The organism is Mesorhizobium sp. B2-5-11 (assembly GCF_006440835.1).
Classification (GTDB): Bacteria; Pseudomonadota; Alphaproteobacteria; order Rhizobiales; family Rhizobiaceae; genus Mesorhizobium.
Genome location: NZ_VFUK01000001.1, coordinates 40,358 through 59,275, shown reverse-complemented (window position 1 = coordinate 59,275; position 18,918 = coordinate 40,358). Strand labels below are relative to the sequence as shown.

The window sequence follows — 18,918 nt, the reverse complement described above, 5'->3', positions numbered from 1 at the left end:
TTTCCGAAACCCATCGATAAAGGTCCGTCCAGATGATTTCCCGCACAAGCCGATTTGCCGCCCTGTTTGCCGGACTGTTCCTGGCATTCTCCATGGTCGCGGTAGACCATGCCGAGGCCCGTCGCGGCGGCAGTTTCGGCAGCCGCGGCATGCGCACGTTCCAATCAGCGCCGCCGACCAGGACCGCTCCGGCGCCGACCGCTCCGGTCGAGCGTTCGATGACGCCCAATACCGGCGTGAACACCGCGGCCCGGCAGCCGCAGGCCGGCCCGCAGAGGCCCGGCTTCATGAGCGGCTTCGGTGGAACGATGATGCGCGGCCTGCTGATCGGCGGCCTGATCGGGCTGCTCCTGGGCCAGGGCTTCGGTGGGCTGGCGGGCATGTTCGGTTTCCTGCTGCAGGCCGTGCTGATCGGTGGCGCCATCATGCTGGCAATCAGGTTCTTCCGGTCGCAATCCGCGCGTGGCCCCGCCCCTGCGCTCGCCGGCGCCGGCAATGCCTCGCGATTTGAAAACCGCGCAGCCGGACAGAGCGATGCCAACAATGCGCGTTCTTTCGCCATTCCCGGCTTTGGCGGCGGTTCAGGCGGAGGCTCCGCGGCGGCCACCGGTTCCGATGAAATCCGGCTCGCCCAGACCGACCTCGACGCATTCCAGCAGCTGTTGAGCGATGTCCAGGAAGCGTTCGGGCGTGAGGATCATGCCGCGTTGCGCAAGACGACGACTCCCGAAATGGTGTCCTATCTCTCTGAAGAGCTGGCCGACAACGCGAAGAAGGGCCTCAGGAACGAGGTATCCGACGTCACCCTCCTGCAGGCCGACATCGCGGAAAGCTGGCGCGAGGATGACCGCGACTATGCCACGGCGGCCCTGCGTTATGAATCGCGCGACGTGATGCGCGAACGGGCCAGCGGCAAGGTCGTCGAGGGCGACGAGGATCATCCCACGGAGACGACGGAGCTGTGGACCTTCACGCGTCAGAATGGCTCGAGTTGGAAGCTCTCGGCAATCCAACAGGCCTGAGCTCCAGCGTGCGAACTCGCGTTGACAAAGGCGGCCTGACGACGGCCGGTCCGGCTGTGTCAGCAGCCTTCCATGGCCGGCAGCTCTCAAGATAGGAATTTTTTCTTGACTGGGTGAAGGCAACTATGGTAGATATTTATCTATGGTGCTGAGTTGCGCCAGGAACCCGCCGCGCAGGCGGGTTTTTTTCGTTCAATGCTCCGTCAACAGCTCCGGCGAAGGCACCCGTCAACCCGGATCGCCCGGCCTGAGCTCCGGCCCGTTTCCGTCCGAAGCTCGATGCCGATGTCGCGCACGGTTCACCGCACGATCTTGACGCACATCGGCGTGCCGATCTCGATGGCACGGCCGGTGTCGGTCAGCCCGCCGCTCTCGGCGTCGCGCGCGAAGATCGAGATGCGGTCGGCATTCTGGTTGGCCGAGAACAGGTGGCCGCCGGACGGCGTCAGCGCCAGGTTGCGCGGCGTGGCGCCCCCGCAAGGGACATGGCCGACGAGGCTCAGCGCGCCACTTTGCTGGTCGACGGCCATGATGACCACGCTGTCATGGCCTCGGTTGGAGCCGTAGAGGAAGCGGCCGTCGGGCGAGATCTGGATATCGGCGCAGTGATTGGCCTGGCGCGCCTCGGCCGGCACGGCCGGCCTGGCGTCGATGGTCGAGAGCTTGCCGCTTGCCTTGTCCAGCGCCATCGACACGATGGTCGAATCCAGCTCGTTCATGACGAAGACAAAACGGCCGTTCGGATGCAAGGCGAGATGGCGTGGACCGGCGCCCGGCGGCAAAGCGGATTCGGCCAGTTTGGTCAGATTGCCATCGTGCTCGATCCGGTAGGACACCAGCCGGTCGATGCCGAGATCGGCGACAATGGCCGTTCCGCCGGCGATGGTTTCGGTGACGCTATGGGCATGCGAGCGCTCCTGCCGGGCTGGATTCGGGCCAGTGCCCTTGTGCGAAACGCTGGCCAGAGGAGCCGACAAGGCGCCATCGCTGTCGAAGCCATAGACCGCGACTGCGCGATCCGGACCGCCCTCGCCCATGCCGTAATTGGCGACCAGCAGCTTCGTGCCATCGCGGGTGATGGTGTTATGCGCGGTGATGCTGCCGAGTGACGGCTGCTTGTTCAGGTAAGTGAGCGTGCCCGAGGCGCGGTCGAAGCCGTAGGCCGAAACCGTTCCTTCGCGCCAGGGGAAGACTTCCGAATTGGCGTAGAGGCGCGAACCGTCCGGCGTCACCGAAAGGAAGGTCGGATTGTCGATGTCACTGGTCTCGGCCAGCTTTCGTGTTTCCAGCGTCTCCTCGTCGAAGCTGTAGACGCCGAGGCCGACGCCGCGTGCGCCCTGAAAATAGGGCGCCTCCCGGTTCAGGCTGCCGACAAAGACCAGACAGGCATCGCGCATGTTTTCCTCCCTGTTCCGCCGGGCTCGAGCGCAGCGGAAACAGCCAAAATTTCGCCCGTCCTCGCTTGCAACGCAACCCCATATGTGAAAATAGTATTTACAAAAGAAGATTGACGGGAGGAGACGTCGTGCAATCTGGCGCCTTGACGCGTGTTCCGAAACTTGTGCCGTGCCTTGCGCAGTGCCAGCGGAGCCAGCGATGAACGACTTCGCACCGACCGTCGGCGTCGCCTCGACGCATCCGGCCAACATGCCCGCGGAACATGCCGCCTTGCCGGTTTGGAACGCCGAGAACTGGTTCTACGAGGACTGGCCGGTCGGCCAGAAGATCCGCTCGTTGCGCCGCACCATGGCCGAAGGGGACAGCCACCTGTTCAACACGCTGGTGCTCGACATCCATCCTTACGTGCAGGACCAGATGTTTGCCGAGACAGAGGGCATTTTCGGCAAGCGGCTGGTGGCGGGCGCCTTCGTCTTCTCGGCTGGCCTGGGGCTCGTCGCAACCAACTGCGTCAACGCGTTTTCCTATGGCTACGACAAGCTCCGCTTCATAAAGCCCGTCTTCATCGGCGAGACGATCTATTCGATCCGGTCCAACCTCGACAAGACGCCGCGCTACAAGGACATGGGGCTGATCCGCGCCAGCTACCAGGTGTTCAAGGGCGAAGGCGAACTCGTTCTCTATTGCGAGCATCTGCAGACGGTGAAGTACCGCAACCCTGCCGATTTCCTCGGCAAGACGGAGAAGTAGAAATGCCGGCAGCAGCCGAATTGCCGCTTGCCGGTCTCGTCGTCGTCGACATGAGCCAGTTCCTGTCCGGGCCCTACTGCTCGCTCAGGCTGCTGGATCTCGGCGCCCGCGTCATCAAGATCGAGCGTCCGGACGGCGGCGACCTGTCGCGCCGGCTCTATCTCAGCGACACCGAGATCGGCGGTGATTCCACCATCTTCCATGCCATCAACCGGGCCAAGGAAAGCCTCGCCATCGACCTGAAGGACGAGGCGGATCTCAAGGCGCTGCGCGGCCTGCTGGCGAAGGCCGACGTGCTGATCCAGAATTTCAGGCCGGGTGTCATCGAACGGCTCGGCCTCGACTACGAGGCGGTCCGCAAGATCAACCCGCGCCTGGTCTATGCCTCGATCAGCGGCTATGGCGAGGACGGCCCATGGGTCAAGCGGCCCGGCCAGGACCTCCTGGCGCAGGCGCGCTCCGGGGTGATGTGGCTGAACGGCGACGAGGACCAGGGGCCGGTGCCGTTCGGGCTTGCTATCGGCGACATGCTGGCGGGCGCGGCATGCGCGCAAGGCATACTGGCCGCCCTTGTGCGGCGCGGCATCACCGGCCAGGGCAGCCATATCGAAACCAGCCTGCTGGAAGCGCTGGTCGACTTCCAGTTCGAGGTACTGACCACGCATCTCAATGACGGCCGCCGTTTGCCGCGCCGCTCCAGCTTCCGCAGCGCGCATGCCTATCTGTCGGCACCTTACGGCGTCTATCCCGCCAAGGACGGCTATCTCGCCATCGCCATGACGCCAATCCCGAAACTCGCCGACCTGCTGTCGCTGGAGGAACTGGCGCCCTACCGCGACAAGCCGGCATCCTGGTTCACCGCGCGCGACGACATCAAGGCGATCGTCGCGCAGCGGATCGCGACCAGGACGGTCGACGAGTGGCTTGATGTTCTCGAACCCGCCGACATCTGGTGCGCCAAGGTGCTGACCTGGCCGGAAATGCTGGCAAGCGGGGGCTTCCAGTCGCTCGACATGCTGCAGACGGTGACGCGCGAGGACGATGTCTCGATCCTTACCACCAGTTCGCCGCTCAGGGTCGACGGCATCAGGGCCAAGGTCGACCGGGCAGCACCGCGCATCGGCGAGCATAGCGCCGCGATCCGCGAGGAGTTCGGCCTGTGACCACGCGCTTCCTAAAGCCCACGCTCAGGGGCATGACCTGGAACCATCCGCGCGGCTATGATCCGATGGTCGCCTGCTCGTCGCTGTGGAAGCAGAAAACCGGCATTGCCGTCGAATGGGACAAGCGTTCGCTGCAGGACTTCGAGTCCTTCCCGGTCGAGGAACTGGCGCGCGCCTATGATCTGATCGTCATCGACCATCCGCATGTCGGCCAGATCACCGCCGAACGCTGCCTGGAGCCGCTCGATGTCGCCGGCCGCGAGGCGGAGCGCGCGGCACTTTCCTCCGGCAGCGTCGGCCAGTCCTATCCGAGTTACACATGGCAGGGACGGCAGTGGGCGTTTCCCATCGATGCCGCGACGCAGGTCCAGGCATGGCGGCCCGATGCGCTTGGCGCACCGCCATCGCGATGGAGCGAAGTGCTCGATCTCGCCCGGCAGGCACGCGTGCTGCTGCCGTTGCGGCCACCGCATTCGATGATGGTGTTCTTCACGCTCGCAGGCAATCTCGGGCATGCTTGCGCGACCGACCCATCCAACGATCTCATCGACGGCGAGGCCGGCAGCGAAGTCTTCGAGACAATGCGCGAGATTGCCGCGCTGGTCGACCCGGCCTGCTTCGAGATGGATCCGATCGCCGTTTCGGAGCGGATGGCGCAGGCCGGATCCCCGATCGTCTGCGCACCGCTGATCTACGGCTATGTTTCCTACGCTATGGCCGGGTTTCGCCCACATCGCCTGGCATTTGGCGACATCCCTGTTGTCGGATCCAGCGGCCCGATTGGCACGGCGCTTGGCGGCACAGGCATAGCGGTGTCGGCCTTCTCGAAGGCGAAAGAGGCGGCAACCGATTTCGCCTACTGGCTCGCCAGCGGCGAGATCCAGCGTGGCCCCTATGCCGCGGCCGGCGGACAGCCCGGCCATGCCGCGGCCTGGGAGGATCAGGCCGTCAATGCGGCGACCGGCAATTTCTATCGCGATACGCGCGCGACCCTGGAGGGCGCATGGGTGCGGCCTCGCCATGATGGTTACATGGCGTTCCAGCAGGCCGCGTCCGACCGCGTCAATTCCGGCATGACCTCAGGGCATCGTTCCAGCCAGGTCATTGCCGATCTCAATCGCCTGTTTCGGCAGAGCGCCCCGGCGCAGGCGACCGGCACTGCCGGTGGAGGAGCCTGAAGAAATCGAACGGAGGAGACAAATGAAAACCCTGATCCGCGGCCTTGTGGCCGCAACCGCCTTCGCCTCACTCGCAACGACAGCTTTTGCCGAAGACGTACAAGGCGTCATCAGCGGGCTGCCCGATGAACTCAAGGCGCAATATGACGGCGCACCGCAGAAGGTGCTGCCATCGGCCTGGGACAATTTCAACCCGCCGTCCAAGCCATGGAAATGGTGCCATTCGGAATCCTACCAGGGCAACCCCTGGCGGGTCACCGTCACCAAGGAGCTGAAGCGCCTGGTCGACGGGCTGATCGCCGACGGCACCGTCTCCAGCTTCGAAGTGTCGGATTCCAACAACGACGCCAGCCAGCAGATCAACCAGATCCGCGCCTTCATCGACAAGAAGTGCTCGATCATCACCTCGATCCCGGGCTCGGCAACAGCGCTCGACGACGCCATCGATGCGGCCGCCAAGGCAGGCATCCCGTTCATCACCGCCGCCGGTTCGGTGACCAGCCCGAACGCGATCAATGTCGATTCCAACTATGCGCGCTGGGGCTATGACATGATGACCGCGATCGGCAAGGCCAAGCCTGATGGCGCCAGCATCCTTCTGGTCGAAGGCATCGCCGGCCACCCGATCGTGGTTCAGGAGCGCCAGGGCGCCGACAAGGCGCTGGCGGAAAACCCCAAGCTGAAGATCTCGCGCACGGTCAACGGCAATTGGACGGCCAATGTCACCAAGACGGTGGTGCTGCAGGCGATCGCCACCAACCCGGCGCCGATCGATGCGGTGTGGACGACAGGCAGCGAAAGCCGCGTCGTCGCGGAGGCGTTCGCCGAAGCCGGCCGGCCGGCGCCGCTGATCACCGGTTCGATCACCGGCGATGCCCTGGGCTACTGGAAGGCCAATCCCGACAAGTACCGCTTCGAGGGCCATGCCGTGCTGCCGCACTGGACCGCCGAAACGCTGTTTCGCGTCGGCGAACGCATGCTCGACGGCCAGAAGCCGAAGCTGAACACGCTGCTCATTCCGATTCCGCCGGTCCACAATGCCGATCTCGGCGCCTGGTACAAGGACTGCATGACGACGGATGCCGTATCGATCTTCCCGGTGCCGCCCAAGGATCCGATGCCGGAAGAATGGCTCGACGCCTATTTCTCCAACCCGGCGCCGACCAAGGGATGGGACTATTCGAAGGTGCCAGACGCCTGCGCGAAGTGACGCCTGGGCCAGATAAGACCTCGACAAGCCGGCTCCTTTCGGAGGGCCGGCTTGCCAGCTTCGAAACGCGACATGCTTGAAATCAGAAACATATCCAAACGCTATGGCGAGACGGTCGCGCTTGCGGACGCCTCGATCGCGTTCCGGGCAGGAACCATCCACACCATCCTGGGCGAGAATGGTTCGGGCAAGAGCACCATGGTCAAGCTGCTGTCCGGCATCGTTCAGCCCGACAGCGGCACGGTCCTCCTGCAAGGCAGGCCGTTTTCGGGCGGAACCCCCTCGGCCTTCCAGGCGCAAGGCTTCGCCACGGTCTTCCAGGAAGTGCTGATCGCGCCGGACCGCAGCGTGACCGACAATATCCTGCTTGGCCTCGACGGCCTGGTCCGGCGCGCGGTTCCCCGCAACGAGCGGCGCGACAGGGCAGCCGCCGCCCTCAAACGTTTCGCCGTCACCAACGTGCCGCTCGACATGCCCGCCGGGCAGTTGCCGCTCGCAGCACAGCAACTCGTCGTTCTTGCTCGTGCGGTCGTGCGCGATCCAAAGATCCTGATCCTCGACGAAGTGACCGCAGCACTCGACTTCGCCGACCGCGAGTCCGTTTTTTCGCTGATGCGCACGCTTGCCGGCGAAGGCTGCCTGATCCTGTTCATCACCCACCGCATGGATGAGGTGACGTCGCTTTCGGATCGCATCTCGATCCTGCGCGGCGGCAGCGTGGTGCGCACCGAGGAGCGCGGCGCTTCGACGCCGGCGGAGCTTCTCAAGGCGATGGCGCCACGCACCGCCGCGGAGCTGGCGCATGGCTGATCGCGCCGCCCTCACTATCCGCGACCTCGTCATCGCACCGGACGCCAGCCCGATCATGCAGGCGGTCGCCGCCGGCGAGATCGTTGGGCTCGCCGGCCTGGATGGCCACGGCCAGGAGCTTTTCCTCGAGATGCTCGCCGGCCTAGTCGCGCCGCTTGGCGGTTCGATAACCCTCGATCTGCCCGGCGCATCCCGCGCCATCACCGGCTTCCGCAAGGCCGTATCGAGCGGCATCGCCTATCTTCCGCGCGGGCGTGCCAACGGCATTTTCCCGACGCAATCGGTGCTCGACAATTTCGCCGTCTCGACGCTGTCTCGCGATACCCGCCTCGGCCTGATCAGCCCGGCGGCGCGCAAGGCGCGCTACGAGGCCTATCGCGAAAGGCTGTCGATATCGGCGCCTCGGCCCGACGCGCCGATCACCACCCTGTCCGGTGGCAACCAGCAGAAGGTGCTGTTGGCGCGGGCCCTCGCGCTGGACCCCGCAATGTTGCTTCTCAACGATCCGACGCGCGGCGTCGACGTGGCGACCCGGCATGTTCTCTACGACGTCTTTCGCGGGCTGGCTTCCGACGGCATGGGGCTCGTCATCCTGTCCAGCGAGATCGAGGAGATCCTTCTTCTCTGCCATCGCGTGCTGGTGTTCCGCGAAAATGAAGTCGCGGCGGAAATCGCCGGCCAGGCGATGACCACCGGGAACGTGATCGCAGCCATGTTCGGACGCGCAGCATGAGACCCTTCGCACGCATCCTGTCCCTCGGCCGAAGCGTCGGCTTCGCCGCCGTGCTGCTGATCGTCCTGCTGGCGGTCAATCTGATGCTGAGCCCGGCACGGTTCCAGCCGGGCTCCTGGGGTGCGCTGGTTGGGCTGGCGGCGCCGCTGATCGGCGCGGCCATCGCCTCGACCCCGGTGATCCTCGCCGGGCGCGGCGGCATCGATATTTCGGTCGGGCCGCTGATGGGCTTCGTCAACGCCATCGTGATCCAGGTGCTTTTCCTGCGCGCCGGAATATCCTCGCCGCTGGCGCTTGTTCCGGCGGCGCTGCTCATCGGTGCGCTGGTCGGGGCGGCGAACGGTTTCCTGGCGACCATCGTGCGCATCCAACCGATCGTGGCCACGCTCGGCACCTATCTGATCCTGACGGGGGTGACGCTGACCATCCTGCCGGCGCCGATCGGCCCGGCGCCGGCCTGGCTGAAAGCCCTGGCAGGCCCGTTCTCGCTTCTGCCGCTCGCCTTGATGTTCCTTTTCTGGTGGCTGGTGCGGCGCAGCCCTTATTACGACCAGCTGATGGCGGTCGGCAGCGACGATCGCGCCGCCTATACGGCCGGCGTCGACGTCACGCTCGTGCGCTTCATCGCCTATGTCATGACCGGCATCCTGGGCGGCTGCGCCGGACTGATGCTGACTGCGCTGATCGGGTCGGCCGATCCCAACATCGGCCCGACCTACACGCTGATCGCCATCGCCGCCGTGGCGCTCGGCGGTGTCAGTCTTGCCGGCGGCCGTGGTGGCGTCGCGGGTGCCGCGATCGGCGCTGTCGACATCTTCCTGCTGCAAAGCGTGCTGACGACGTTCAACGTCTCGACCTTCGTGCTGCAGATCGCCTACGGCGCCATACTGGTGCTGGCGGTGATGCTGACCGCGCTGCAGGAACGCTTTGCCATCGGGAGGCGCTGACATGGCTGGCCGAAATCTATTCGCGACAACCAATGCCCGTGTCGTCGGCGCCTTCTGTGTTGCCGCCCTTCTGCATCTTGCCGGCATCATCCTCATTCCGGGCTACTCCAGCCCGTTTGCGGTGCGCGCCATGCTGGTGCTTGCCTCGCTGCTCGCCGTCGCCTCGATCGGGCAGACGCTGGTCGTCATCATGGGCGGCATCGACCTGTCGATCCCCTTCGTCATCGGCTTTGCCAATGTCGTGGCCGCGCAACTCTACGGCGATGGCTGGAATTTTGTCCTCGTCTGCGGCCTCGTCGGCGTGCTGGCGATCCTTATCGGTGGCCTGAACGGGCTGATCGCGCGCAGCCTCGACATCCAGCCGCTCATCGTCACGCTCGGCATCGGCATGGTCGTGCAAGGGCTGGTGCTTTTATGGACCGCGGGCTTCCCTTCAGGCTCCGCGCCGCAAGCGGTTTCGAGCTTCGTGTCGATCGGCGGATCGGCCGGGCCACTGCCGGTTCCATGGCTGGTGCCCTGCCTTGTCGTGCTGGTGGCGCTCGTCGTCCTGGTGCTGGAGCGGACGCCCTATGGGCGCCGGCTCTACGCACTCGGCAGCAATCCGGGTGCCGCGCCTCTGGCGCTGATCGATCCCGTCCGCATGTGGGTGATCACCTATGCGGCAAGCGCCTTCTTCGCCGCGGTGGCGGGCGTTCTGCTGCTCGGCTTCACCGGCTCGGCCTATGGCGATGTCGGGCAGCCCTACCTGTTCCAGACCATCGCGGCCGTGGTCGTCGGCGGCGCCGCGCTGGTCGGCGGGCGCGGCAGCTATCTCGGCACTATCGCCGGCGTGCTGGTGCTGACCGAGATCAACACGCTGCTCATCGGGCTGGGCTTCCAGCCCTCGGCGGTGCAGGCAGCACTCGGCTTCATCATCGTGCTGCTGGTGTCGCTCTACGGCCGCGAACCGCACGTTTCGGCGACGATCTGAAGAGCCCCAAGCAGAGCCGGTTAAAGCCGCCAGAGCTTGCGGGCGTTCGCGGACAAGAGCTTGTCGCGTTCCGCAACGCTGCAGCCGGCAAGCAGCGCATGAGTCGCCGCCACCCAGGTCGACAGACCGCCACCCAGCGTGCAGACAGGCCAGTCGCTGCCCCAGACGACGCGGTCCCAGCCGAACGAACCTATCGTGTGTTCGACATAGGGCCGCAGCGTCTCGACCGTCCAACTGCCGGGATCCGCATAGGCGACGACGCCGGAAATCTTGGCCACGACGTTGGGACGCCGCGCGATTTCGCTCATGTGCTCGCGCCACGGGTGCTCGCCATTGCCCTTGATGTCGGGGACGCCGCAATGGTCGAGCACGAACTGGACGTCGGGCGCCAGATCGGCGAGCGCGATCGCCTTGGGAATCTGATGCGGTAGCACGACGAGATCGAAGGTGAGCCCGGTGCCGCCGAGCCGCCGGATGCTGTCCCGGAATAGCGCGCCTTCCGAGAGTTCATCGGGCATGACGTGGAGGACGCGGCGAAAACCCTTGACGAACGGCTTTGCTCGCTGGCGCTCGAGATAGGCCGCAAAATTGGCCTCTTCCGGACGGCAGGCGGCGATCGCCCCGGCCAGCATGCTGCCGGCCTGTCTCGACAGGCCTTCGACACGTTCGGTCTCGGCCTCGATATCGGCAGGGTCGACATCGACCTCCATATGCAGCACACGCTCGACGCCGACACGTTGAGCTTCCACGCCGTACTCCTCATAGGAGAAGTCGCGGTTGAGAGCGGGCACGCCGGCAAGCCACGGGTAGCGCAAGGCCGAGCGGTCGATGAGGTGCAGGTGGGTGTCGATGATCATGGCAGGGCTCCTCCCGTATCTTTCACATCATCTCACGGAGGAATTCTTCATTCAAATAAGAATTACGCCGATGAACCGACGGCCGACCCGGCCAGACGCGACAGCTTTTCACATGTGGCCAGCAGCAGTTCGATGGTGCGGGTCATGTCCGGCGCGGACGGTGCGTTGACGACGGTGATGTAAGGAATCGAAAGCGCCGCGATCGCCTTGCCGTCGGAGCCGCGCACCGGTGCCGACAGATTGTAGACGCCGGCAGTCTGCATCGAGGCCATCATCTCATATCCCCGTTCCCTGATCTGGTCGAGACGGGCAAAGAACTCGGGCGGCTGCGCCGTATTGTCGGTGCTGCGGACATGTTCGGAGATCATCATCTGGCGCTCCTCCTGCGAACGGAAAGCGAGCAGCACATGTCCCGAACCGGTGTCGAACAGGCTGATGTGGGCGCCGACCCGGATCGAGATGCCCCAGTAGTTCGGCGCCTCCTGCTGGCCGATGACCACGGCGGAACCGCGATCAAAAACAACGAGTTGGTTGGCCTGCTGCGACGTCTCCGCCAGCTCCCGCATCAACGGCGTCGCATAGGAAACCAGCCGCCGCACCGGCGCGTGCAGTTGCGCCAGGCCGAACAGCTTGAGCGTCAGTGAATAGCGGTCACCGTCGAGCCGCGTGACATAACCGCGTCGCACCAGCCGGTCCAGCATGCGGTAGAACTCGTTGGGGCTGCGGTCGAGCTTCTTGGCGATTTCCGCCTGCGTCAGGCCGCCGTCGACGCCGGCCAGCAGTTCCAGGATGTCGAGCCCCTTGTCGAGCGCAGGCGCGCGATACCGCTCGTCTTCGCTATCATCCATGGGCTTTCCCTCCAGTGAAATCGATTCTTCATATACGCAGGAACGCCGCCGACGGAAACAAATTTCGCCTTGACGTTTCTATGAATGTTTTGTTTGTATATGAATGTAGCGCTTCTTGTCATCAGACGAGTTGCGGTCGCCGCCAAGGCGCACCCCAGGGAGGATACCAATGAACAGACTGCTTTCCGGCGTGTGCGCCGGCGCTTTGTTGCTCGCGTCAGGCGCAGGCGCAGCCCTTGCCGGCGACCTGCCCGGCAAGTTCGAAGGCGTCACCGTCGACGTGAAGCTGATCGGCGGCCAGCAATATGAAAAGCTCTACGAGCGCATCCCCGAATGGGAGAAGGCGACCGGCGCCAAGGTCAACATCCTGACCAAGAAGAACGGCTTCGACATCGACAAGGAGTTGAAGTCCGACATCGCCTCGGGCAGCACCAACTGGTGCGTCGGCTGGAACCATTCCTCCTTCGCGCCGCAGTATACCGGCCTCTATACCGACCTCAGCAAATTGCTGCCCAAGGAAGAGATCGACGCCTTCGTGCCATCGACGATCAAGGCGGCGACCATAGATGGCAAGCTGGAGATGCTGCCGCGCGCGCAGTTCGACGTCTCTGCCCTCTATTACCAGAAGAGCCTCTACGAGAACGCCGACAACAAGACCAAGTTCAAGGCGAAATACGGCTATGATCTGGTGCCGCCGGACACCTGGAAAGAGGTCACCGACCAGGCCGAGTTCTTCGCCAATCCGCCCAATTTCTACGGTACGCAGTTCGCCGGCAAGGAAGAGGCGATCAACGGTCGCTTCTACGAGATGGTGGTGGCCGAGGGCGGCGAGTATCTCGACAAGGACGGCAAGCCAGTCTTCAACTCCGAAGCCGGCGTGCGTGCGCTCGACTGGTTCGTCAACCTCTACAAGGCCAAGGCTGTGCCGGCCGGAACCACCAATTATCTCTGGGACGATCTCGGCCAGGGTTTTGCCTCCGGCACCGTCGCCATCAATCTGGACTGGCCGGGCTGGGCCGGCTTCTTCAACGATCCGAAATCGTCGAAGGTCGCCGGCAATGTCGGCGTCAAGGTCGCGCCGAAAGGCTCGTCCGGCAAGCGCACCGGCTGGTCCGGTTTCCATGGCTTCTCGGTGACCGAGACCTGCCCGAACAAGGAGGCCGCGGCATCGCTGGTGTGGTGGCTCACCAATGAGGACAGCCAGAAGCTGGAAGCCGCCGCGGGCCCGCTGCCGACCCGCACCGCGGTCTGGGACTGGGACCTGAAGCAGGCCGAAAACGATCCTTACAAGAAGGAGGTCCTCTCCGCCTTCCAGGAAGAAGCCAAGCACGCCTTCGCCGTGCCGCAGACGCCTGAATGGATCGAGATCTCGAACGCCGTCTATCCCGAATTGCAGGCGGCGATCCTCGGCGACAAGACGTCCAAGCAGGCGCTGGACGAAGCCGCCGCCAAGGCGACGCAAATCCTCGAAGACGCCGGCAAGCTGTAGAACCGCTCCCAAGGCCGCCTCCCCCATCAGGATGGGGGAGGCGCTCGCGTTTTAGGGCGCGCACTGCCTCGGGTGTTCCACGATGACGATGCCGGCCCCGCCCGGCTCGACAGGCGGCAATCGAATGCAACTCACAGGGTCCCAATGAAGGGCTTCAAGCCATCCGCGCCATTCCTGCTGCTGCTTCCGGCGATGATCGTGCTGGCGGCGGTCGTCGTGGTGCCGTTGCTTTTGTCGCTCTATTCCAGCTTCACGCCGTTCCGCCTGACCAAGCCCGAAACGTTCTTCGTCTTTGTCGGCTTCCGCAATTATCTCTCGATCCTGGCGAACGCCGGTTTCTGGTGGGCGTTCGGCCGCACGGTTCTGTTGCTGACCATCGCGCTCAATCTCGAAATGCTGCTGGGCCTCGGCCTCGCCATGCTGGTCGAAAAGGCGACGCGCGGCCAGCGCATCCTGCGCACGCTGATGATGTTTCCGATGATGTTCTCGCCGATCCTCGTCGGCTTCCAGTTCAAGTTCATGTTCAACGACAATATCGGCCTGGTGAACAACGCCCTGCAATCGCTCGGCATCACCAGGGATGCCATTCCGTGGCTGATCGAAGGCCATCTCGCCTTCATCGCCATCTCGATCGCCGAGATCTGGTTGTCGACGGCGATCTTCGCCATCCTGATCCTCGCCGGGCTGCTCGCCATGCCCAAGGAGCCAATCGAGGCGGCGCGCGTCGACGGCTGCACGCCATGGCAGACATTCCGTTATGTGACCTGGCCGTTCATCATGCCTTTCGCCTACATCGCCATGACCATCCGCTCGCTCGACGTCGCGCGCGCCTATGACATCGTCAAGATCATGACCGATGGCGGGCCGGCGGGCCGTACCGAACTGTTGTGGACGCTGGTAGCACGCACCGCCTACAGCGACGGACGCATGGGCATGGCCAATGCCATGGCCTATTTCTCGATCCTGCTGTCGATTGCCTTCACCGTCTATTTCTTCAACAAGCTCGCCGCGGCGCGCACGCAGATCGGTGCGGAGTGGTGATGGACGAGAATTCTTCCGCCCGCCTCAAGCGACGGCTCGCAGGCATCGCCTATCGCATCGGCCTGTTCCTGGCGATGCTGATCATCTGCCTGCCCGGTCTCTGGATCGTGCTGTCATCGCTGCGGCCGACCGTCGAGATCATGGCCAAGCCGCCGGTGTGGATCCCGCAGGAAATCTCGTTCGACGCTTATGTCGCGATGTTCAGCGGCATCGGCAAGGGCGGCATCCCGGTCATCGAATATTTCCGTAACTCGCTGATCATATCGGTTACCTCGACGGTGATCGCGGTCGCCATCGGCATGGCCGGCGGCTATGCCTTCGCGCGCTACCGTTTTCGCGGCAAGTCGGGCGTCTTTCTCGGGCTGATGCTGACGCGCACGGTGCCGGGCATCGCGCTGTCGCTGCCGCTGTTCTTCCTTTATGTCAGGCTCGGCATCATCGACACGCATTTCGGACTGATCCTGGCCTATGTCGCGCTCAACGTGCCGTTCACCATCTGGCTGATCGACGGCTTCTTCCGCCAGGTGCCGAAGGACCTCGCGGAAGCCGCCCAGATCGACGGCTGCACCCGCTGGCAGGCCTTCTGGCAGGTCGAGTTCCCGCTTGCCGGGCCGGGCATCGCCTCCGCCGCGATCTTTGCTTTCCTGACCTGCTGGAACGAGTTCGCGCTGGCCTCGCAGCTTACCCGCTCGGTCAGCGCCAAGACGCTGCCGGTCGGCCTGCTCGACTACACGGCCGAATTCACCATCGACTGGCGCGGCATGTGCGCGCTCGCCGTGGTGATGATCATCCCGGCGCTCACCCTCACCTACATCGTCCAGAAACACCTTGTCGGCGGCTTGACCTCCGGCGCGGTGAAAGGCTGATCCCATGGCAACGGTTTCCCTCCAAAAGCTGACCAAGCGCTACGGCAATGTCGGGATCGTGCACGGCATCGACCTCGACATCGCGGACCGCGAATTCATCGCGCTGGTCGGCCCCTCCGGCTGCGGCAAGTCGACGACGCTCAGGATGATCGCAGGGCTGGAAGAGATCAGTGCCGGCTCGATCGAGATCGGCGGCCGCGTCGTCAACGATTTGCCGCCGCGTTCGCGCAACATCTCGATGGTGTTCCAGTCTTACGCGCTTTATCCCCACATGACGGTGCGCGAGAACCTCGGCTTCTCCCTGAAGATTGCCGGGGCCGCCAAGGAAGACATGGACCGCCGCGTCGCAGAGGCCTCGGCCATCCTCGGCCTCGACACGCTGCTCGACCGCCGACCGTCGCAACTTTCCGGCGGCCAGCGCCAGCGCGTCGCCATGGGCCGCGCCATCGTACGCGATCCCGACGTGTTCCTGTTCGACGAGCCGCTTTCAAATCTCGACGCCAAACTGCGCACGCAGATGCGGACCGAAATCAAGAAGCTGCACGCCAAGGTGCGGTCGACGGTGATCTATGTCACCCATGACCAGGTCGAGGCGATGACGCTTGCCGACCGCATCGTCATCATGCGCGACGGCCATATCGAACAGGTCGGCACCCCAGACGAGGTGTTCCGACGGCCGGCGACGCGGTTCGTCGCGGGCTTCATCGGCTCGCCGCCGATGAATTTGCACGAGGCGACGATCGATGACGGCCACTTGGTTTTCGCCAGCGGCGAAAAGCTGCCATTGCCTAGCCAATTCAAAGCCAATGTCGCCAGGGGTAACAAGGTGGTGTTCGGGTTGCGGCCCGACGACATCTACCCGACCGGCCATGGTATCAGTTCCGGTGGTGCGGCCGACGTCCACCAGATCGAATTGCCGATCACGGTCACCGAACCACTCGGCAACGAGACGCTGGTGTTCGTCGAGTTCAATGGCGCAGACTGGGTTTCGCGCATGCTGAACCCAAGAGCTTTGAGATCGGGCGAGCGGGTGGCCATGAGCCTCGACCTGTCGCAGGCGCATCTGTTTGCCGCCGACACCGGAAAGTCATTGCGGAGCTGACGACATGGCCAAGATCGAGAAGATAGAACTGCGGATGGTGGACCTTGTGCCCAAGGTCAAGCGCACCGACGCGATCCAGAGTTTCGTCAGCCAGGAAACGCCTCTCGTCACGATCACCGATTCCGACGGCGCCGTCGGCACCGGCTACAGCTACACGATCGGCACCGGCGGCTCGTCCGTGATGCGGCTCTTGTCCGACCATCTGGCGCCGCGCCTGATCGGCCGCGACCCCGACATGATCGAGGCGATCTGGCACGATCTCGAATTCGCCACACACGCCACCACGATCGGCGCGATCACGGCCATCGCGATCGCGGCGATCGACACCGCGCTTTGGGACCTGCGGGCGAAGAAGCAGGGGCTGCCGCTGTGGAAGCTGGCGGGCGGCGCCAAGGACCGCTGCCCGCTCTACACGACGGAGGGCGGCTGGCTGCACATCGAGACGCAGGCGCTGGTCGATGACGCGCTGGCCGCGAAGGCCAAGGGATTTCGCGGCTCGAAGGTGAAGATCGGCAAACCGCACGGATCGGAAGATCTGGCGCGGCTGGCGGCGGTGCGCAAGGCGGTGGGCGACGGCTACGAGATCATGACCGACGCCAATCAGGGATTCTCCGTCGACGAAGCGATCCGCCGCGCAGCGAGGCTGCGTGAACTCGATCTCGCCTGGATCGAGGAGCCGCTGCCGGCCGACGACATCGATGGCCATGTCAGGCTGTCGAATTCGACGCAGACGCCGATTGCCATCGGCGAGTCGCTCTATTCCATCAGGCATTTCCGCGAATACATGCAGAAAGGCGCCTCTTCGATCGTGCAAGTCGATGTCGGTCGCATTGGCGGTATCACGCCCTGGCTAAAGGTGGCGCATGCGGCGGAGGCCTTCGACATCCCGGTCTGTCCGCATTTCCTGATGGAATTGCATGTCAGCCTCACCTGCGCTGTTCAGAACGGCCGGTATGTCGAGTACATTCCGCAGCTTGACCAGTTGACCGGCAAGCGCATGCGCATCGAGGATGGGCACGCTCTGGCACCCGAGGAGCCCGGCATCGGCATCGATTGGGACTGGGACGCGGTCAAGGCCATGAGCATCGCCGAATTCACCACGGCGATCACGAAATAGGGGAACGAACATGCAGCGGATGGGAATGGTTCTGGGACTGAAGCCGGAAAAGGTCGAGGAATATGTGCGCCTCCATGCCGCCGTCTGGCCCGACGTGCTGACCATGATCTCGGCTTGCAACATCGAGAACTATTCGATCTACCTGAAGCGGCCGGAGAACCTGCTGTTTGCCTATTTCGAATACCACGGCACCGACTATGCCGCCGACATGGCCAAGATGGCGGCAGACCCGAAAACACAGGAATGGTGGGCCCTCTGCATGCCTTGCCAGGAGCCGCTGGCGACCCGCAAGGAGGGCGAATGGTGGGCTTCGATGGACGAGGTCTTCCATCATGACTGAAGGCGGTTTCGACCCTGCCTCACTCATCCAGTCCTGGCCTAAGCCTACAAAGCCCCGGCCGATCGTCACCTTTGGCGCAGGTTCGATTGTCGGCGATGCCCATTTTCCCGCCTACCGGAAGGCCGAGTTTCCGGTTGCCGGCCTCTATGATCCGGACCAGGCCAAGGCGCGGACGTTGGCCGAGAAATGGGGTGTCACCGCATTCCGCTCCGTGGAAGAAGCCGCCGGAATCAACGATGCGATCTTCGATCTCGCGACACCGCCCGGTCGGCATGCCGAGATCCTGAAGGCGCTTCCCGAGGGGGCGGTCGCACTGATCCAGAAGCCGATGGGCAACTATCTCGGCGAGGCAACCGAAATCCTCGAAATCTGCCGCGCCAGGAAGCTCAAGGCTGCGGTGAATTTCCAATTGCGTTTCGCGCCGATGATGCTGGCGCTCAAGGACGCCATCGCCAAGGGATGGCTCGGCGAGGTCGTCGACTTCGATGCCTGGCTGGCGCTGGCGACACCTTGGGAACTGTGGGAATTCCTGCTCAAGGCGCCGCGCGTCGAGATCGCGATGCATTCGATCCACTATCTCGACCTCGTCAGGCAATTGCTGGGCGAACCCAAAGGGGTGCACGCCAAGACGCTCGGCCACCCCAACCATACCGTGGCTCAGACGCGCACCAGCGCCATCCTCGACTATGGCGACACCGTGCGCTGCGCGCTGTCGATCAACCATGACCACAAGTTCGGGCGCCGGCACCAGGCCTGCGAATTCCGCATCGGCGGCACCGAGGGCGCGGCCTATCTCAAACTCGGCCTCAACCTCGACTATCCCCGCGGCGAACCGGACATCCTGGAAATATACCCGAAAGGCGGGACGGATTGGATTGCCGTGCCACTCGCAGGCGAATGGTTCCCCGATGCCTTTGTCGGGCGTATGGCCAATGTCCAGCGTTTTGCTTGCGGAGAAGACGACGAGCTGGTCAGCTCGGTCGAGGACGCCTGGAGCACGATGGCGCTGGTGGAAGCCGCCTATAAATCGAGCGCGGCGCCGGCGACGCCGCTGGCCGAAAAGCCGTAAGGCAGGAC

General features: G+C 64.1%; 19 protein-coding genes. 16 read left to right on the top strand and 3 right to left on the bottom strand.

All coding sequences use genetic code 11. The features are described from left to right. Window positions 1-32: 32 nt before the first annotated feature. Window positions 33-1,022 (top strand): Tim44 domain-containing protein, encoded by a 990-nt coding sequence (locus FJ490_RS00295; protein ID WP_140497638.1) that lies wholly within the window; start codon window positions 33-35, stop codon window positions 1,020-1,022. Between the two features lie 299 nt (window positions 1,023-1,321). Here FJ490_RS00295 and FJ490_RS00290 read toward each other — a convergent pair whose 3' ends face one another. Beyond that, window positions 1,322-2,419, bottom strand: coding sequence for a lactonase family protein (locus FJ490_RS00290; protein WP_140648981.1), 1,098 nt, complete (start codon window positions 2,417-2,419; stop codon window positions 1,322-1,324). Window positions 2,420-2,618: 199 nt separating this feature from the next. Here FJ490_RS00290 and FJ490_RS00285 point away from each other — a divergent pair, with 199 nt between their 5' ends. From FJ490_RS00285 to FJ490_RS00250, 8 genes are all read left to right on the top strand, one after another. After that, window positions 2,619-3,170 carry a MaoC family dehydratase gene (locus FJ490_RS00285; protein ID WP_140623716.1) on the top strand — a complete coding sequence of 184 codons (552 nt, stop codon included), beginning with the start codon at window positions 2,619-2,621 and terminating at the stop codon, window positions 3,168-3,170. Between the two features lie 2 nt (window positions 3,171-3,172). Further along, window positions 3,173-4,333: a CaiB/BaiF CoA-transferase family protein gene (locus tag FJ490_RS00280; protein WP_140497632.1), complete on the top strand. Its 1,161-nt coding sequence runs from the start codon at window positions 3,173-3,175 to the stop codon at window positions 4,331-4,333. A 32-nt stretch (window positions 4,334-4,365) separates the two neighbouring features. After that, complete coding sequence (locus FJ490_RS00275; RefSeq protein WP_140624033.1) at window positions 4,366-5,511, top strand: extracellular solute-binding protein; 1,146 nt, start codon at window positions 4,366-4,368, stop codon at window positions 5,509-5,511. A gap of 22 nt (window positions 5,512-5,533) precedes the next feature. Next, complete coding sequence (locus tag FJ490_RS00270) at window positions 5,534-6,721, top strand: ABC transporter substrate-binding protein (RefSeq protein WP_140623718.1); 1,188 nt, start codon at window positions 5,534-5,536, stop codon at window positions 6,719-6,721. A gap of 72 nt (window positions 6,722-6,793) precedes the next feature. Next, window positions 6,794-7,531, top strand: a complete 738-nt coding sequence (locus FJ490_RS00265; protein ID WP_140497628.1) for an ATP-binding cassette domain-containing protein — start codon at window positions 6,794-6,796, stop codon at window positions 7,529-7,531. Further along, window positions 7,524-8,264 (top strand): ATP-binding cassette domain-containing protein, encoded by a 741-nt coding sequence (locus FJ490_RS00260; RefSeq protein WP_140623720.1) that lies wholly within the window; start codon window positions 7,524-7,526, stop codon window positions 8,262-8,264. The genes FJ490_RS00265 and FJ490_RS00260 overlap by 8 nt, the downstream gene beginning before the upstream one ends. Then, window positions 8,261-9,211: an ABC transporter permease gene (locus FJ490_RS00255; RefSeq protein WP_140728081.1), complete on the top strand. Its 951-nt coding sequence runs from the start codon at window positions 8,261-8,263 to the stop codon at window positions 9,209-9,211. Before FJ490_RS00260 ends, FJ490_RS00255 begins: the two co-directional genes overlap by 4 nt. Before the next feature lies 1 nt (window position 9,212). Beyond that, window positions 9,213-10,181: an ABC transporter permease gene (locus FJ490_RS00250; RefSeq protein WP_140728080.1), complete on the top strand. Its 969-nt coding sequence runs from the start codon at window positions 9,213-9,215 to the stop codon at window positions 10,179-10,181. A gap of 20 nt (window positions 10,182-10,201) precedes the next feature. On the opposite strand, the gene FJ490_RS00245 is transcribed toward FJ490_RS00250, so the two are convergent. Both FJ490_RS00245 and FJ490_RS00240 read right to left on the bottom strand, forming a co-directional pair. Further along, window positions 10,202-11,038 (bottom strand): amidohydrolase, encoded by an 837-nt coding sequence (locus FJ490_RS00245; RefSeq protein ID WP_140520947.1) that lies wholly within the window; start codon window positions 11,036-11,038, stop codon window positions 10,202-10,204. 62 nt (window positions 11,039-11,100) lie between these two features. Continuing rightward, entirely contained in the window at window positions 11,101-11,886 is a 786-nt protein-coding gene (locus FJ490_RS00240) for an IclR family transcriptional regulator (protein WP_140497617.1), read from the bottom strand. Between the two features lie 169 nt (window positions 11,887-12,055). Here FJ490_RS00240 and FJ490_RS00235 point away from each other — a divergent pair, with 169 nt between their 5' ends. From FJ490_RS00235 to FJ490_RS00205, 7 genes are all read left to right on the top strand, one after another. Then, window positions 12,056-13,375 (top strand): sugar ABC transporter substrate-binding protein, encoded by a 1,320-nt coding sequence (locus tag FJ490_RS00235; RefSeq protein ID WP_140728079.1) that lies wholly within the window; start codon window positions 12,056-12,058, stop codon window positions 13,373-13,375. A gap of 144 nt (window positions 13,376-13,519) precedes the next feature. Continuing rightward, the gene (locus FJ490_RS00230) at window positions 13,520-14,416 is read left to right on the top strand and encodes a sugar ABC transporter permease (protein ID WP_140728078.1); all 897 of its coding nucleotides are present in this window, start codon (window positions 13,520-13,522) and stop codon (window positions 14,414-14,416) included. Then, a complete protein-coding gene (locus FJ490_RS00225) occupies window positions 14,416-15,282 on the top strand; it encodes a carbohydrate ABC transporter permease (RefSeq protein ID WP_140728077.1) in 867 nt (288 codons plus the stop codon). The genes FJ490_RS00230 and FJ490_RS00225 overlap by 1 nt, the downstream gene beginning before the upstream one ends. Before the next feature lie 4 nt (window positions 15,283-15,286). Continuing rightward, complete coding sequence (gene ugpC / locus FJ490_RS00220) at window positions 15,287-16,384, top strand: sn-glycerol-3-phosphate ABC transporter ATP-binding protein UgpC (RefSeq protein WP_140728076.1); 1,098 nt, start codon at window positions 15,287-15,289, stop codon at window positions 16,382-16,384. A gap of 4 nt (window positions 16,385-16,388) precedes the next feature. Further along, a complete protein-coding gene (locus FJ490_RS00215) occupies window positions 16,389-17,501 on the top strand; it encodes a mandelate racemase/muconate lactonizing enzyme family protein (RefSeq protein WP_140728075.1) in 1,113 nt (370 codons plus the stop codon). A gap of 10 nt (window positions 17,502-17,511) precedes the next feature. Then, complete coding sequence (locus FJ490_RS00210; protein WP_140497605.1) at window positions 17,512-17,841, top strand: L-rhamnose mutarotase; 330 nt, start codon at window positions 17,512-17,514, stop codon at window positions 17,839-17,841. Continuing rightward, the gene (locus FJ490_RS00205; RefSeq protein WP_140514516.1) at window positions 17,834-18,910 is read left to right on the top strand and encodes a Gfo/Idh/MocA family oxidoreductase; all 1,077 of its coding nucleotides are present in this window, start codon (window positions 17,834-17,836) and stop codon (window positions 18,908-18,910) included. Before FJ490_RS00210 ends, FJ490_RS00205 begins: the two co-directional genes overlap by 8 nt. Window positions 18,911-18,918: the final 8 nt, after the last annotated feature.